Annotated in this window: 13 protein-coding genes; 2 read left to right on the plus strand and 11 right to left on the minus strand. The window is 47.1% G+C overall.

Annotated features, from left to right (window positions below):
• Positions 1–288 precede the first annotated feature (288 nt).
• Together HQM15_08310 and HQM15_08315 are read left to right on the plus strand one after the other, a co-directional pair.
• Positions 289–2,970, plus strand: coding sequence for a hypothetical protein (locus HQM15_08310; GenBank protein ID MBF0492768.1), 2,682 nt, complete (start codon positions 289–291; stop codon positions 2,968–2,970).
• A gap of 419 nt (positions 2,971–3,389) precedes the next feature.
• Complete coding sequence (locus tag HQM15_08315) at positions 3,390–5,393, plus strand: hypothetical protein (GenBank protein MBF0492769.1); 2,004 nt, start codon at positions 3,390–3,392, stop codon at positions 5,391–5,393.
• Positions 5,394–6,844: 1,451 nt separating this feature from the next.
• Here the strand turns inward: HQM15_08315 and HQM15_08320 are convergent.
• From HQM15_08320 to HQM15_08370, 11 genes are all read right to left on the minus strand, one after another.
• Positions 6,845–7,828: an electron transfer flavoprotein subunit alpha/FixB family protein gene (locus tag HQM15_08320; protein MBF0492770.1), complete on the minus strand. Its 984-nt coding sequence runs from the start codon at positions 7,826–7,828 to the stop codon at positions 6,845–6,847.
• A 137-nt stretch (positions 7,829–7,965) separates the two neighbouring features.
• The gene (locus HQM15_08325; protein MBF0492771.1) at positions 7,966–8,736 is read right to left on the minus strand and encodes an electron transfer flavoprotein subunit beta/FixA family protein; all 771 of its coding nucleotides are present in this window, start codon (positions 8,734–8,736) and stop codon (positions 7,966–7,968) included.
• Positions 8,737–8,772: 36 nt separating this feature from the next.
• On the minus strand, positions 8,773–9,570 hold the full coding sequence (locus HQM15_08330; GenBank protein ID MBF0492772.1) for an enoyl-CoA hydratase/isomerase family protein: 798 nt from the start codon (positions 9,568–9,570) through the stop codon (positions 8,773–8,775).
• A gap of 2 nt (positions 9,571–9,572) precedes the next feature.
• Positions 9,573–10,172: a TetR/AcrR family transcriptional regulator gene (locus HQM15_08335; GenBank protein ID MBF0492773.1), complete on the minus strand. Its 600-nt coding sequence runs from the start codon at positions 10,170–10,172 to the stop codon at positions 9,573–9,575.
• An 80-nt stretch (positions 10,173–10,252) separates the two neighbouring features.
• Positions 10,253–11,629 carry an MFS transporter gene (locus HQM15_08340; GenBank protein MBF0492774.1) on the minus strand — a complete coding sequence of 459 codons (1,377 nt, stop codon included), beginning with the start codon at positions 11,627–11,629 and terminating at the stop codon, positions 10,253–10,255.
• 7 nt (positions 11,630–11,636) lie between these two features.
• Positions 11,637–11,945 carry a hypothetical protein gene (locus HQM15_08345; GenBank protein MBF0492775.1) on the minus strand — a complete coding sequence of 103 codons (309 nt, stop codon included), beginning with the start codon at positions 11,943–11,945 and terminating at the stop codon, positions 11,637–11,639.
• A gap of 21 nt (positions 11,946–11,966) precedes the next feature.
• The gene (locus tag HQM15_08350; GenBank protein MBF0492776.1) at positions 11,967–12,338 is read right to left on the minus strand and encodes a hypothetical protein; all 372 of its coding nucleotides are present in this window, start codon (positions 12,336–12,338) and stop codon (positions 11,967–11,969) included.
• 52 nt (positions 12,339–12,390) lie between these two features.
• Positions 12,391–13,266 (minus strand): cation transporter, encoded by an 876-nt coding sequence (locus HQM15_08355; protein ID MBF0492777.1) that lies wholly within the window; start codon positions 13,264–13,266, stop codon positions 12,391–12,393.
• Positions 13,263–13,928 carry a hypothetical protein gene (locus tag HQM15_08360; protein ID MBF0492778.1) on the minus strand — a complete coding sequence of 222 codons (666 nt, stop codon included), beginning with the start codon at positions 13,926–13,928 and terminating at the stop codon, positions 13,263–13,265. Before HQM15_08360 ends, HQM15_08355 begins: the two co-directional genes overlap by 4 nt.
• Positions 13,928–14,197 carry a DUF1049 domain-containing protein gene (locus tag HQM15_08365; GenBank protein MBF0492779.1) on the minus strand — a complete coding sequence of 90 codons (270 nt, stop codon included), beginning with the start codon at positions 14,195–14,197 and terminating at the stop codon, positions 13,928–13,930. Before HQM15_08365 ends, HQM15_08360 begins: the two co-directional genes overlap by 1 nt.
• Positions 14,198–14,223: 26 nt before the next feature.
• A complete protein-coding gene (locus HQM15_08370; protein ID MBF0492780.1) occupies positions 14,224–14,589 on the minus strand; it encodes a hypothetical protein in 366 nt (121 codons plus the stop codon).
• Positions 14,590–14,593: the final 4 nt, after the last annotated feature.

Genomic DNA, 14,593 nt, shown 5'->3' on the forward strand with positions numbered 1-14,593 from the left:
CTTTCTAAGAGAAAAATCATCCTTTCTTTTAACTTTTTCTGGCATCCTTTGACAAGTTTAACGGGAATGTATTTTGCACACCTAAACCCCTGTTAGGGCGAACGGAAAAAATCATTATTAAAAAACTGGATGTGAAAGAGACTGAAAAGTTCCAGAAGATGCTAGGTGAAGTTTCTTCGATCTTTATGTATTACTGAAAGATCCTTCCCCTCGACTTCTGTAGAGAATTTTATTTCTTTTCTTTTCATGTTATTTTTTCTCATTCACTTTTTGAATTAAGGGGGGGCTATGCTATTTCGAAAAAGAATAAGGACTTTGTCCTTTTGGATAGCCTTAGGGCTATTCGGAGGCGTTTCCACCACTTGGGTAAGAAATGCCCAAGCCATGGAATATTATGCAACAAACCGAAGTTTAAATATTGCCAGAGGGGGGACAGCGAGCAGCGCGATACAGATTATTCCCTATGGGTCTACGGGCCCGGTGACTTTTACTCTAACAGGGGGAAATGGAATTACAGCCGCGGTTCCAGCCATCAATATTACGAGTAACGCAGACATTAATAGTCGCGTTACTTTTTCTGCTTCTGCCACGGCAAGCACAGGAAATCAGAATCTAGTGTTAACGGGTAAAGTGGGTACTAGTACTTATAGACAAAGTTTTAGTCTGAATGTCACTGGCACAGCTGCAAGTACCTTCACCCTGGCTTTGTCCTCTGCTTCTCTCTCAGAAGTACAAGGCCAGTCTGCTTCCAGCAACATCACTCTTTCTCGAAGCAGCTTTACTAACCCAGTTGCCTTTTCTGTCACTGGACTGCCTGTAGGGGTGAGCGCTGCTTTCAGTGCCAACAATACCACCGCAAATAGCAGCACTTTAACTTTAAGCGCTTCTACTGCGGCAGCAGCAGGCAGTTTCACGATAGCAATACAAGCAGTGGGGGGAACGATTACACGTACAGCCAATTTGAACCTCAGTGTACAAACTCCTGGGAGCTTTGCAGTGACTGCTTCTCCTGTGAGTGTGACTTTAATTCAAGGTCAGGCTGCATTCAGTGTTGCGGTTAATATCACCCGCACAAATTTTACAAATGCTGTGGCCTTATCGCTGACGGGTTATCCCGGTGGAGTGACTGCAAGCTTTAGCCCTGCCTCTAGCACAGGCAATACCAGTAGCCTCAGTTTAACTCCAAGTGCCTCTGCTACAGTGGGAACTTTTGCGGCCACCCTGAATGCAGTGAGTGGGGGCATCACTCAAAGTGTTCCTCTGAGCATTACCGTGAATGCTGTGCCTGCGAACTTTACTTTGAGTGCAAGCCCAACTTCTCTTTCGCTTGGACAGGGCAACAGTGGGAGTTTTGCATTGAATGTTGCCAGAACCAACCTGCCTGATTCTGTAGCTTTTACAGTGAGTGGAGTTCCCAGCGGAGTGACTGTTTCTTGCCCCGCTACAACATCCAACAGCTCTACTTGCACCGTGAATGTGGCTTCTAGCGCGACGGTGGCTTCTTCGAGTCTAAACATTCAAGCCTCCGCTGCAGGCATTAGCCGTACAGTAGCAGTCAGTTTGTCTGTCACTGCTCCTGCAGCTACAGGTCTAAAAGCCTTTCCCAGTGCGGAAGGTTTTGGTGCAGTGTCTACCACTGGAGGCCGTGGAGGAACGGTTTGTAAGGTCAGCAACTTAAACAACAGTGGTCCAGGTTCTCTGCAAGATTGTTTTGATTTGCCTGGCCCTGCATACATTGTCTTTACTGTAGGTGGAATTATTGATGCTTCGTTAGAATGTCATTACGGAAATAAAACCGTCGCGGGTCAAACTTCTCCTACAGGGATTATTACTCGTGGCATTATTTTCGATAATGTTTATGAAACCAATCCTGGTTGCCAAAACATCATCTTACGCCATTTGCATTCGCGACCTGCAGCAGGGGAAAGAGCTGCAAGCGGTTATGTGAATGACGATTCAATTCGTTTAGATGGTGTAAAAAATATAGTGCTCGATCATATGTCTTTTGAACGTGCGAGCGATGAATCTTTCCAGCTTTCTCGTTCATCCGATATTACGGTCCAAAACAGTATCCTCGCCGAATCTTTGTCGGATCATTATTGGGATGGAATGTTGATCAATTATTCGACCACGGTTCAGGATTTGAACAGACTCTCCATCCACCACAACATGTGGAATCGTATTCGTGGCCGTTTGCCTGAAATCAGCTGCGAAGAAAATGCAGATGGTCGTTTGGGAACCACCAACTGCAGCGGAAAACGTTTGCAACTCGAGTTGTCCAATAACCTGCTGTTTGATCCTAATGTGGACCCTATCTGGTATAACCGCTGCACTGGAACCAATGCGGGTAACGATTGTGCGGCTACCGGTCCTTCTTTCTTTGTCGATCTCAATTGGGTAGGCAATTACATGAAAGCGCGTACGGGCTCCGATAACGCCATGTTGGGCTATGATTTCCAAAATGAAAGCCGCAATGGTTTATTCTATCAAGACGATTTCTTTGATGCCGGTATTGCGTGTTTGATTGGAATTGGCCATGCAAATGCCTCTGCTGCGTTTGCGTATCCCAGTGTTACTTATATTCCTGCCCAACAAGTGACAGGATATATGCAAAATAATGTGGGCCCTTTCCCTCGGGATCCTATGGATCAACGTTTGGTCAGTTATCTCAGTCAAGATATCAATAGTGTTGCTGCAACTCCTTCTGCACCTCCTAGTTCTGGCCCTCTTCTAGATGCTTTTAATACCTTGAGCAGTTCCTGCGCCTATCCTGCAGATACAGACAATGACGGCATGCCCGATATTTGGGAAATTCGTCATGGTTTGAATCCTGCGGTGGACGATCATAACGGAATTAATCTTTCTAGTGAAGGATATACTAATATCGAGATGTATCTGGAAGAATTGAATAATCAGGTGGTTGCTCGTGGATCTTCCACAGATGCCTTGTGCAATATTGCCAGTTGGTAGTCGTCGATGGCGAGCGCTTTGTGATAAAAAAGCCCCGATGAAAATCGGGGCTTTTTTTTGACACCCCCCTGGGTAAAAATTGCCTTTTTCTAAAAGAAAAATCCCCTCTCTTTTCAACTTTCCTTGGCATCTCTTAACAAGTTTAATGGGAATGTTTTTTGCCCACCTAAACCCCTGTTAGGGCGAGCGGAAAAAATCATTATCAAAAAACTGGATGTGAAAGAGAAGGAAAAGTCTCCGGAGTTGATCGGGCGGAAGCTTCTTTGGTCTTTCATTTACGTTGAAAGATTCTTCTCCTCGACTTCTGCGTGAATTTTAATGCCTGCCTTTTCACACTTTTTCTCATCTGGTTTTTTTGGATAGGGGGGGCTATGTCATTTTTAAAGAGGGGGAAAGGTCTATCCTTCTGGATAGCACTTATGGCGTCCACTGCCTGGGTGGGGGTAGCTCATGCAGACTGGTACGCGGGAAAGCGCGACTTCAATTTGAAGCGCGGGCAAAGTTTTACAACCAGTATCTCCATCGATAGGTATGGAAATACAAGTCCCGCGTATTTTCAACTCATAGGGGCAACTGGCATCACGGCAGTAACAAGCCCCAGTCCAATCACCGGCAATACAGGGAGTGTCACATTTACAGCCACGGCTACTGCGCCTTTGGGTACTCAAAATCCATCTCTAAGAGCAACCTTGGGAAGTTCTGTCAGTAGTCAGCCTTTTAGTATCAATGTGCAAGCCGCCGCATCTAACGCTGCACTGAGCCTTTCTGCTTCTTCAGCTACCTACACCTCGGTGCTGGGAGTAGCTCCATCAAGTCAATCTTTTACACTAAGAAACAGCAGTACCGTTTTAGCCAATACGCTTACTTTAAGTTTGGCAGGAAGTAATGCCAGCCAGTTTCAGCTTCAGAATAACAATTGTAGTGGGAAAACTCTTGCGGCAGGAGCCTCTTGTACCTTTGGTGTGACAAGTTCTGCCCCCGCCGCCGCGCAAAATTATCTAGCGACAGTTAATGTCCAGTCAAGCAATGTGCCCAGCAGCCCCACTTTAAATTTAACACTGCGTGGAATAGATTATTCTCTCAGTTTAGGATCTACTTCCCTTGATCTTCAGGCGGGAGCCACGCAAAATGTGAGCGTCAATCTTAATCGCAATTTGAATAGCGCAGCTGCACTCACTGGGGCAGCCAATATCACCGTGGGGGCCTTGCCTGCCGGTGTTACGGTAGATGCTTTAAGCATAGCAGATGGTTCAAGTGCCGGAACCTTGGTATTTCATGCGGCCACCAATGCCAATTCTACGGCGATTTCTATTCCTTTGAGTGTGAATGCCTCCCTCAACGGACGCTTAAAGTCAGCTCCTTTAAATTTGAATATTTTACCCTTGCCCAGCATTGCCTTGTCTTCCAATTCTCCTTCTCTCAATATTACCCAGGGCACTTCTGCCGATGCCACCCTTTCCATTACTCGAGTGAACTATACGGCTGCGGTGGATCTTTCAATCGCGGGTCTTCCTGCGGGAGTCACTGCAAGTTTTAACCCCGCTTCAATCAGCGACACTTCGAGTGTTCTGACCGTTGCGGTGGATTCTTCTGCAGCACCTGGAGATTATTCTATAACTGTGAGTGCAGTAGGAGGCACCTTGACGGACAGCGTATTGATGGGCCTCACGGTGACGGCAGCCCCAGTCCCTACACCGACTCCAGTTCCAACACCAACACCAACTCCTGCCCCTGTCCCAGTGGATACGACTCCTGGTTCTTATTTCCAATTCTATTTACAACGCGATTTCTCAAAAGCGATTGGTGACACTTGGAGCGATACCCTCACCATGGATTGGTATGGTAATCAACATTCCGTGCAGTTTGAAATTGTGGGTTTGTCAGCAAGCAGCGGGCTTACGGCAGTAGTCAATCCAAATCCTGTGACTGTTGACTCGGGAATCAATCCTACGGTGACGTATAGCATTGGTTCCTCTGCAGTCTCTGGATATTATACTTTCATACTGCGTGCGACTGCAGGAACTGTGGTGATCGATCAGCCGATGGAACTCACGGTGACAGGAAGCAGCGGCGGAACGACACCTCCTCCCGCTCCAACTCCGACCCCTACGCCAGCTCCTACTCCAACCCCTGTTCCTACTCCAACTCCCCCGCCCACGCCTTCTCCTTCAGGATTAAAGGCCTTCCCTGAAGCCGTTGGTTTTGGTGCCTTTGCCACGGGAGGTCGTGGAGGGGATGTCTATCATGTGACCAATCTCAATACTGCAGGTGCAGGTTCCTTGCAGTATGGAATTGATTCAAAATCTGACACACTTCCCCGTACCATCGTGTTTGATGTAAGTGGAATGATTAATTCGCTCATCGAATTTCAAGGCAAGAGCGATATTACGATTGCTGGGCAGACCAATCCCATCCGGTTTTAAAAGCAATCCAAAAACAACTTGCGTACAATCACTGCGTCTTTCTTTGGAATACCCAAACTGACGGAGGCCTGTGGCTTCGGTGCTTTCAAAGCGTAGGGTCGTGAGATCATAGAGCACCACATCCACTTCGTGACTTAAAAGATCCCTATCCTGCCAGAATAAATCCAGCTCAATTTCTTCTTTGTGTTCCGATAAAATACCCAAAGCACGGTAGAGTTGATGCAACTCCGTATCTCCCACAAGCATCTCAGGATAAAAGCGATTTTGCCAGTGTTCGTAAATCTTGAGTTTAGATCCAGGTTTAACAAAGCGCGAGGCCACCATGGTAAAAATCAATTTTTTAAAATCAAAGCCTAGCTTGGGATGTTTAGCAGCAATTTTCAAAAGAACTTTATCGATACCACTGGCCCTAAACATGCGTTCTAAAACTAAAAGCGGGCCAAGAATAAAAGTATCTGACACAGAAATATTTTTAGCGAGATCCATCAGGGTTAAAACATCTTTGTGTTTACCAATGGCAGAAATCACCTCGTCCATACGATCTTCGCCCGCACGGCCAAGAGACATGAGGGTGCGCTGTCTGACTTTACCGTCTTCTCGATACGATTCTACAAGATGGTAATAGCTTTGACCGGCAGCATTTGTGGTGGTTCGGATATACACGACAGACAAGTAACAAAAGTACATGCCAGTGAAAATAAAAAAATAGAGAAAGGAAAATATTGTTCACTACATTTTTGATGTTTTAAAATCACACCACATACCCAGACTGCATTTGCGGGTGTTTATTAAAATCTGGTGTCAAAGTCGGGAATTATTTCTTAATAAAATGGATTTTAACGTCCATTTATTATCGTTAATAAAGATCTATTAACACATACATAACCTGGATCTTGAATAGGAGTCCTTACGACAGGCTGTCTTCTATCGATTAGGAATAAAAGTATAAGATGTGCGGTGAACTGGAACACCCTGCTCACGGCATTGACCATTAACCACTGTGCCTTGGACAGTTATAGTATCGTGGCTAGTATGTCGTGTGGTAAATTCAACCGGAGTACCTGGGGTTTTTATTGGATCCATTTTATTCTCCTAAATTTTGGTTATTGGTTAAACTCCTTTAGTAACTAAAAAAACCAAATTTAATATCTGGCTTCTTAGCAATTAGTACAAAGCAAAGATCATGCCGAAGCAATCATTTAATATTTGTTAAGACTTACTAAGTTTTTTAGATTTTTCAGAAGCTAAAATGGAAACGGAATCACCAGAAGTGTACATAGGTTGAGGTCTGTAGACCCGACATGAAGCCCTTTTCCCCCTTTGAAAAAGGGGGATGCAGGGGGATTTTACAATAGACATACCTCCCTTAAGGGTACTGCTCTGTTATGAAAATCCCTCCTGACCTCCCTTTTTCAAAGGGAGGAATTCCATCCTTTTAGCGGAAGAATTTTTTATGAATCCGCCAGTAATTTTTTAAATTCCGTCGTCAGCAAAGGCACCACCTGAAATAAATCCCCTACGATGCCGTAATCGGCCTTTTGAAACAAAGGCGCTTCGGGGTCTTTGTTGATCGCCACGATGATTTTCGAAGTACGCATTCCTGCCAAATGTTGAATCGCTCCAGAAATTCCGCAGGCGATGTAGAGTTTTGGATTGACCACTTTACCGGTTTGACCCACTTGCATATCTTGTGGTGCAAAACCGGAATCCACCGCTGCGCGAGAGGCACCCACACTGGCTCCAATGACATCGGCCAGATCTTGAAGAATTTTAAAGTTCTCAGCGGCCTTCATGGCACGTCCACCCGACACGATGATTTCGGCCTCGGTTAAATCGACTTTATCCGTAGCGCCTTTCACCATTTCCTTCATGGGGGCACGAAGGGCTGCCAACTCCACACTTATTTTTTGCACTTCAGCCGTGGCAGCTGCTTCAGGGGCACCCACACCAAACGAGTTTGCACGCACCAAGGCGATTTGAGGCAAACTTGTAATTTTCACATCGACCAAGGCCTTACCGGAATAGATCGGGTGAGTAGCCACTAATTTGCCATCGCCGCCAATGCTCAATTGAACCGTATCGGAGGCAAGGCCGGTATTTAAACGGGCCGCCAGGCGAGGCATGAAATCCTTGGCCACGGGAGAGGCTGATCCAAGCAGGATATCCGGCTTGGCCTGGGCCACCAGATCTGCCAAAGCCTTAGTAAACGCCAAGGTGTTGTACTGACTCAAGGCGGCGTTTTCCAACAAATACACTTTTTTTGCACCATAGCTGGCAAGATCATTTGCCAAGGCATCCAAACCATTTCCGACAAGCACAGCTTCCACGGATCCACCTGTTTTTGAGGCCAGCTCTTTGGCCTTGGTTAAAAGTTCAAAGGCTGTTTTTTTAATTTTACCTTCTTGATGTTCTGCAAAGACTAAAATGCTACTCATAGTATTTCCTTCCTTAGTTCCCCCCTCTTAAGCTAAGAGGGGGCTAGGGGGCGTTATGGCAATTTGATTCAAAGTGACCATAACTCCTCCCGACCTCCTCTTAGCTTAAGAGGAGGTGAGTATGTAAAAAACATTAATTATATTACCTTCGCTTCTTCCCTCAAAAGCTTCACCAACTCCTTCACCGCGGCCTCCGCCTCACCCGGAATAATCTTTCCAGGGGCCTTCTCAGGAGGTAAACGATAGTTGGAACACAACACCTTTGCCGAGGCATCCCCTTTCAGCGCAGACACTTTCAAACTCTGAATGGGTTTGCTCTTTGCCTTCATGATATTCGGCAAAGAGGCATAGCGAGGGGTGTTAAGCCCTTTTTCGCAGGCAAAGAGAGCAGGCAATGCCACATCGTAAATTTCTTTTGCGCCTCCACTCACCCGCCGGGTGGCAATGGCCTTTCCAGCGACAAATTCAATTTTTTCCAAAATGGTCACTTGAGGCCAATCGAGAAATTCGGCAATGGACTGACTCACCTGCCCCATGTCCGCATCAATGGCCTGTTTCCCGGTGAAGATCACTTCCAATCCCTGTTCTTTGATAACTCCCGCCAAAACTTTTGCAGTGACATAACTGTCTAAGGCCTGACCTTCGTCATCAATATGAACCCCTTTATCCGCACCCATGGCCAAGGCAGTCCGGATGGAATCCACAGCCCGTGCAGGTCCCATGGAAATAGCAATCACTTCACTGCCCGCATTTTTTTCTTTCGTTTTAATCGCTTCTTCGATTGCATATTCATCGTAAGGACTCACGATAAATTTAACACCATCGGTTTCAATGCCAGAGGCATCGGCCTTGATCCGAATCTTGGTTTCGGTATCCGGGACTTGTTTGAGTAGTACTCCGATTTTCATAAGTTCCTCCATATATATTAGGGTGAGGTAAAAACTCTAAATTCCCCTAAACTTAGGTTTTCTCTTTTCCACAAAGGCTGTGACACCTTCTAAAAAATCTTTGGATAAGGCTGTTGCACGCACCGCTTCAGTTTCCCAGTTGAGTTGCGTTTCAAAAGAATTTGCCATCCCTTCAAAAACAAGTCGCTTGGCTTGAGCTAAAGCCTGAGTCGGAAGAGTAGCGATCTTTTTCGCAAAGGCTAAAGTTTGAGATTCAAACTCCGCATCCTCAAAAACTTCAGTCACGAGTCCCAAAGCGTTTGCCTCTTCGACACTCAAATTTTTTCCAGTCGCCAAGAGAGAAAATGTTTTATGCGTTCCCAAAATTTTGGGAAGGCTGAAGGTTGAACTTCCATCGGGTGACAAACCAATATTGAAATAAGCCAAATTAAAATACGCAGATTTACTAGCAACAACCAAATCTCCCAAGGCGGCCAAAGCAAAGCCAGCCCCTACTGCAGGACCATTCACCGCACAAATCACTGGTTTTTTTACCCTCTTCATTCGTAAAGCCATCTCATGCAGCTGAGTAGGCATTTGATAAATAGAAAATTTTTTTTCTTCTTCCGATTGATCTAAAATCTGCGAAAAAAATTTAACATCTCCCCCTGCACAGAAGGCCTTCCCTGCCCCACTCAAAAGGATAACGCGAACACCGGCATCCTCTTCGGCCAGGACAAAGGCCTTTTGAAGTGCCGACAGCATTTCAAAATTGAGGGCATTAAAACTCTCGGGGCGATTGAGAGTCAGGCGGAGGATGGCATTTTGTTTTTCGATTAAGAGAATTTTGGACATAATCAACTCCTCAAGCCCTCCACCAACATCAACGAAATCTGCTCTGCCACCTGCTTCAATGAATATTTTTTCTTCTTCATCAGCACCCATTCCAGGGCCATTTCATCTACCGCTCCAAAGATGGCCCGCTTGACGATAGAAGCCTGGATCCCTTTTTTAAACAAACCCTGCTTCTGCCCTTCTTCAATCGCCTCGGAAATAATCGCCAGATAATCCATGAATTTTTGAGCGGCATATTCCTTCATGAACTTGGTGGACTGTCTCAGTTCGATTTGTAAAACCTGCGCCACATCCTGATTTTCTTCGACCAGCTCCAGATGCAACTCAATAAAATACTGCAGTTTGGCGACAGGATCATTTACCCCTTCCAGCTTGTCATGAGCCGCTTTGATAAATCGATCGATGCTCTCTTCAAAAATCGAAATCAGGATATCATCCTTATTTTTGAAATAAAGGTAGATGGTTCCATCGGCTACTTCCGCTTCCCGCGCCACATCGGAGACCTTGGCATTATAGAAACCTTTACTGGCAAACACGTGAGTCGCAGCCTGAATTATTTTTTGATATTTATCGCTTTGATGCTTTTCGACTGCAATTTTCATAAATGCCAAACAGGGAATTCAAAATGAATGAGTATTCATTCGCCGCTAACATGGGGGTTTCGGAGCTGTCAAGGTGGGAGTTAAAGGTGACGCCGTTTTGCTTCTCGTTCTGGCAGATTCATCGCGGCCAGGAGACTGATGACAGAGAGAAACGTGAGATAAATCGCCGGGGCAAAAATGCTGTGATAGCGGCGAACGAGCCAGGTGGCAACGAGAGGCGCGGAACCGCCAAAGAGACACATGGAGATGTTGTAGCCAATACCGATTGCGCTGTAGCGCAGGCGTGCGGGAAACAGTTCAACCAGGGTCGCGGGAATCGGCCCGAGGAAAAGGCTCATCAATACGGTGAAGCAGAGCTGAGAAAAAAGAACCAGGACAAATGAACTCTGGGCGACTAACAAAAAGAGAGGCAAAGAGAGCAGCGTCATCCCGAAAGCACCCATTACCAAAAGAGGTTTTCTGCCCCACTCGTCCGAGAGGCGACCCGTAATAGGAATCAAGGTAATCAAAAGCAGCATGGAGAAAGTATTGAGTGCCATCGCGTAGGGCACATGAGGGTGAATAAAGCGGCTCAGCAGTGTGGGCCACCAGACAAAAAGGAGATAGAAACCACCGCCGACGAGCACGATCAGGGCCGAGGCGTGAAAGATTCGCCCTGGCACCTGGGACATCGCTTCGGCCAAGGGATGTTCTCCATACTTGCCCTCTTTTTTCATTTGTTCAAACACGGGCGTTTCCGTCAGCTCACTGCGCATCCAGAGCCCCGCCAGACCGATCAATATTCCCGCAAGAAAAGGTAGACGCCACCCCCAGTCCGCCATGGCTTCAGCTCCGAGGGCCGCGTTGAGCACAAACGCACTGAACGAACCCAACAGGATGCCACCATAGCAACTCGCAAAGGTCCAGCTACTGAAATAACCTCGTTGCTCTGGCGGCGCGGTTTCGGCAACAAAGGCAATGGAGCCAATCAACTCTCCACCCACCGAAAGCCCTTGTATCATGCGTAATAACACAAGAAGGACAGGTGCAAACACTCCAATTTGGGCATGGGTGGGTAATAAACCCATGAGACAGGTGGGCAGAGCCATCATCATCACCGAGAGCTGGAGAGCCTTCTTGCGCCCCAGGCTATCGCCAATGTGGCCAAAAATAATTCCCCCAATCGGTCGCATGAGGTAGGCCGCCGCAAAGACGCTAAACGCACTCAGGAGAGAATCCAGAGGGTCGTTGGAGGGAAAAAACTGCTCGCCGATGACCGGCGCAAAGAAACCAAAAACGGCAAAATCAAACCACTCGAGGACGTTGCCAATAATGCCGCCAATCATGTTCCTGAGCAAGGCCCCGGATAGATTGACGAACACGTGCTCCTTGCGCCGCAGTATTTGGGCTTCGCGGTTGGAGATAATTCCTATCAGTAAATCTGTAGCTTCCCTGGCAGCGGCGTCGTTGGTATCCATAAACTATTTAGCAAGGAAGCAGAGTCTTGCAACGGTGCCGCTTCTTTCGGGAATCCGAGATGCCTAGCGCCAAACCTATGGCACCACCCGCCAATCCGCCAGCTGCCTTTGTCAGGGCTGTGGGAAGCAAGGTGGATTCGAGGACAGCCCCTATGCCCGTGGTTCCCAGGATGACCGCAATGAAGCCGATCCCGATACCCGCAATGGTCTTCGCGCCCACGAGGAGAAGCTCCTCGGTATTAAAGTCCTCCTCCAAATCGATCTCGGGAGTAGTGTTTTTTGCCAAAGATTCGTCCTTCAGAATATCTTCATTCATAATTTTCCCCTTATTTAAAACTTAGTAATTTCCAAATACTGACGAAAGTCTGCGAGACTCACTGACACGACCTGTCCCTCTTGATTTTACCGAATGGGTCAATTTGACCGCAGCTCCGATTCCGGTGCCGGCAACGGTCATACCTACAACAAACGGCGCCACAATGGCATGCGCCGCAATCACCCCGCCGATCAAGGTGACACTTCCATACCCGACCACCGCGCCCGCCGCCGCCGCCAAACCAACCCCTTTCAACCTTTTTTTCTTTTCCTCATGGGCGACTGTCTCGTGTGCCCTCTTTTTATCCTGAGCCGCTAAGGCCGCCAATGCACGGTGTTTATTATTTTCCCGTTTGTTGCAGATCGTCAGATAGCGCCGATGTAAGCGGCACATTTCCTCACTGTATCCGTGATACTCGCAACCTTTGCAATATTTCAGGTTCATTTTAATTTCCTCCTGTCACAAAACCGATGGAGATATCTTTGATTCTTTTTTCGTGTTTCCGGATCAGGACAGCAACCTCTTCTTCCAGCTTATCCACCTCTTCGACGGTCAAGTTTGACTCTACCTCAAGTTCCAAGTCAACCTTAATAATCTGCCCCATCGATCGTGCTCGGATACTTCGGATCCCTGTGATGGTCTTGACAGACTTTATCAATTTCTTGATCCGTAGAGACAGCTCTTCGTCCGAGGAATAATCCATCAGACCCCGTACAGAATGAATGAGATGCCCGCCGACAATGTAAAATAAAAAGAGTGTAATACCGATCGCGATAACAGGATCTAGATGGCGGATTCCAAGACTGGTGCCAATAACCCCGATCAGCACCGCCAGTGACGTAAAGGCATCGGAGCGAACCGCCCAAGCAGCAGCCTTCACCGTGACACTGTTCATTTCATTCCCCACACAGTGAAAATATCGATACAAAGACTCATTGGCAACAATCGATGCAATGGCAATCACCGCGGTCGTGACATGAGGAACATGATGAAGCTCTTGAAGGAGCGCCCGCATATTGGAAATAAAAAATACCGTGATCACAACTAGAATAGACAGGCTCACCACAGAGGAGGCAACAAACTCGATCTTTCCGTACCCATATGGAAAACGCTCATCCTCTCCCCTCTTGGCAAAAGAGTGAGTGAACAAGATGGAGGCGGACGACACCATACAAATCGTGGAATGAATCGCCGCAGCTGTCACTCCGGCGGATCCCCCAAACCATCCGATGTAATACTTTAACAAGGCAAGCGTGAGACTGGTGAAAACACCGGCCCAGGCCGCCTTGACCACACACTCTTCACAGTGTGAATACTTCATGCTCTCTCCTCAAAATACTCGATGGCTCGAAGCCCGACCTGTCTCGCCTGAAAGATATTCATCCCGCTTCCGAGGATAGCGCCAAGGATGGGTAAGCGCTGAACAAACCATCTCGTCATGTTCTTCTCATTCACAATAAACAACTGGGTTACAAATCTTTTGGCCAGCATCTGATCAGCCACCCGGGTGGCGGTCTTGGTCATGGTTCTTTTTGCATTCCGCTTTGACAGATCAAACCCCGAGAGGGAGTCTTTTTTTCCGCACTCCAAACCAACAAGAGGGAGCACCTCAGAAAATTTAATCCTCTTGGGTGAAAGGCCATAGAGATTTCCAATCCTCAGCACCATGGTAAACAAGGCCCGAAAAATAAAAAGCTCCTCGGGAATAATAGAGGCATACGCCACCCCAGTACCAATAAACGGGATCATCGAAAGGGAAGAAGTCGTCAAACCCGCACGGCTACACTTCCAAATACAGTTTCTAATGACACTCTTTGCCCTTTCTCTCTCACTCCAGTTCTCATGAACCTCGCTTAAGAGGAGGTTATCCGAAACTATCTCATCCGCAGAAATACTGTAATAGGTGTCACAAATGACAGCTGCCAATTTTTCACCCACCGTGACCAAAAAATTGCTTTCCAAATTTTCCAGAGACTCTGCCATCAATCTTCCTCAAGGCGCCTTCGGCGCCGCTCCTTACCTTTGGCCAGCTGGAACTTGAGCTGACGGATCTTCACTCGAAGCTCTTCTTCCTTGCGGAACACAAAATAATAGCCGGCCAGAAATCCCAAACTAAAGCACATGAGCATCAGAAATATGGCTTTTAAATGAGCCTGACCATTCAAGAAAACCACCTGCACATCGACGTTGTTCTGAACGACAAAAAGAACCAGAAGAAATATTGCGATCAGATAAATTGTTTTCTTCAACATCTTTTCATCTCCATCTTTGTAGTTACTTAGGGCGTTCCAGGTTGTTTAGACATCCGCTCGGACTGCATCAGCTCTCCGCATTCCGGGCAAATGGGGAGGCCTATCTGCCCACACTCAGGGCAGATAAAAAGGCCGTTGGCCAAGGGCTGCATGATCTTTTTGCAGGCCGCACAAACCGGGTAGCCATGAGTGTGATCTCTGGGACAGAAAACACTTCCCTCGGCCATCCGTGCAGGGGCCGTAAAAGCCACCTTATCCACGTGATGTCGGATATCATCGGCATTCATCGTCCTCTTGCTGCCGGACAATACAATAACGACCGCGGCCGTAATCATGACAATCACGCTCACCAATAAAGGCCACAATCTTTCGTTCTTGCTTCTTTCTTCCATTATT

This window comes from Deltaproteobacteria bacterium (assembly GCA_015233135.1).
Taxonomy (GTDB): domain Bacteria; phylum UBA10199; class UBA10199; order JADFYH01; family JADFYH01; genus JADFYH01.